General features: G+C 61.8%; 1 protein-coding gene. It reads right to left on the bottom strand.

Annotation, left to right across the window (positions count from 1 at the left end; translation table 11 throughout):
- Positions 1-58 precede the first annotated feature (58 nt).
- Positions 59-1,327, bottom strand: a complete 1,269-nt coding sequence (locus tag PG898_RS21120; RefSeq protein WP_000179845.1) for a DNA-binding domain-containing protein — start codon at positions 1,325-1,327, stop codon at positions 59-61.
- Positions 1,328-1,583: the final 256 nt, after the last annotated feature.

The following is a 1,583-nucleotide window of genomic DNA, read 5'->3' as shown; positions in this document are numbered from 1 at the left end:
GAATGGGTTCATGTGCAGCTCCATCAGCAAAAGGGGATGATAAGTTTATCACCACCGACTATTTGCAACAGTGCCCATCGGCGTAGTAGTGGATGTGGTCGATGACAAAGCCGGTGCGGGTCAGCGTGCGCCGGAGGATCGGCAGAAAATCGACCAGGAACGAAGTAGCGCGTGTGACGACGGCCGGTACGCCGACACGCGCCACGGCCTCGGCCCAGCGCGCGGCCGGCGGTTGGAGCAGGCCGTTGTGCACCGAACCGTGGTAGGTGCCGACCGCCAATGTGAGCCAGCGCTCTAGCTCGCGCAGCGTCAGGGCGGCCTTGTTTTCGGAATCGTAGTCGCCGCGCTGGTCAGGGTTGGAGAAGGTCGTTCCCGGCAGTTCGTCGTGAATCATCTGCATCGCCGTGCCGATGATCCGTTCCACGATGCCGCCATAGTGCGGCTGTCCCAGCGGGCGATAGTCCAGCCGGATGCCATGCTGCTCGCAACCCCGGCGCAGGGCCTCGCTCTTGAACTCGGCCGCGTTGTCTAGGTAGAGCAGCAAGGGCTTGCCGCTCATCTGCCAATCCATTTCCACGTTCAGTCCTTCCAGCCAAGGGCGCTTGTCGCAGGCGACATGCACGAGGCACAGGCCAACCGAAACGGCAGACGGCGCTTCCAGCGTGACGACCATGCCGAGCACGCAGCGGGTGAACACGTCGATGGCGAGGGTCAGGTACGGGCGGCCAATAGGTTGCCGGTCGCGGTCATCGACCACGATCAGGTCGATGACCGTATGGTCTATCTGCACCTGCTCCAGCGGCGCGGTCACGGCAGGAGGCTCGCCGCCCACACCTTGTAGGTCACGAGCGGCATCCTGGCCTTCCCGCCGGCGGATGACCTTGCGCGGGTCAAGGCTAGCGATCCGTAAGGCCACGGTATTGCGCGCCGGCACTCGCAGTTTTTGAGCCTTGCACACCTGAGTGACTTCGCGGTGAAAGGCCGCTAGGCTGCGCTTCTGCTTGGTCAGGAACCGCTTTTGCAGTAGCTCGTGGATGACGCGCTCGACCGGTTCCGGCAAGCGCCCCTTACCTTTACCTCCACCGGACTGGCCGGGCACCAGATCCGTCACGAGGCCGCTGCCTTGCCGGGCACGCCGGATCAGAACGTATACCTGGCGCCGAGACAAGCCCAGCGCCTGAGCCGCCATATCGGCCGCTTCGTGCCCGACCGTCTCCGACTGCGCCAACGGACTGATGATCTCCGCACGACGGCGCGCACGCTCCCAAGCCTCATCAGGCAGAGTGGCCACGCCTTGTTCTGGAATCCGTGGGGTGTCCGTCGCCATGCTCACCTCGCTTTGGTGCACACGAGTATTGAGCATAGTCGAGATTGGTGCAGATCACTTCTGATATTGAACTGTCAGGAGCTGGCTGCACAACAGCCATTACGCCCAATCAACTGGTGCAGTCGTCTTCTGAAAATGACACTGACGAAGCGGCGCGGCCCTGCCTGACATCAAGTTAGGGTATAGCCTAGATTGACATGCGCGATGCAACCCTTAACTTGCTTGCACCTATCGTTTCCATGCTAGCTTTATCGTA

Source organism: Aeromonas sp. QDB31 (genome assembly GCF_027707605.1).
GTDB lineage: Bacteria > Pseudomonadota > Gammaproteobacteria > Enterobacterales > Aeromonadaceae > Aeromonas > Aeromonas media.
The sequence above is the reverse complement of the archived record's forward strand: the minus strand, read 5'-3'. Positions and strand labels throughout refer to the sequence as shown.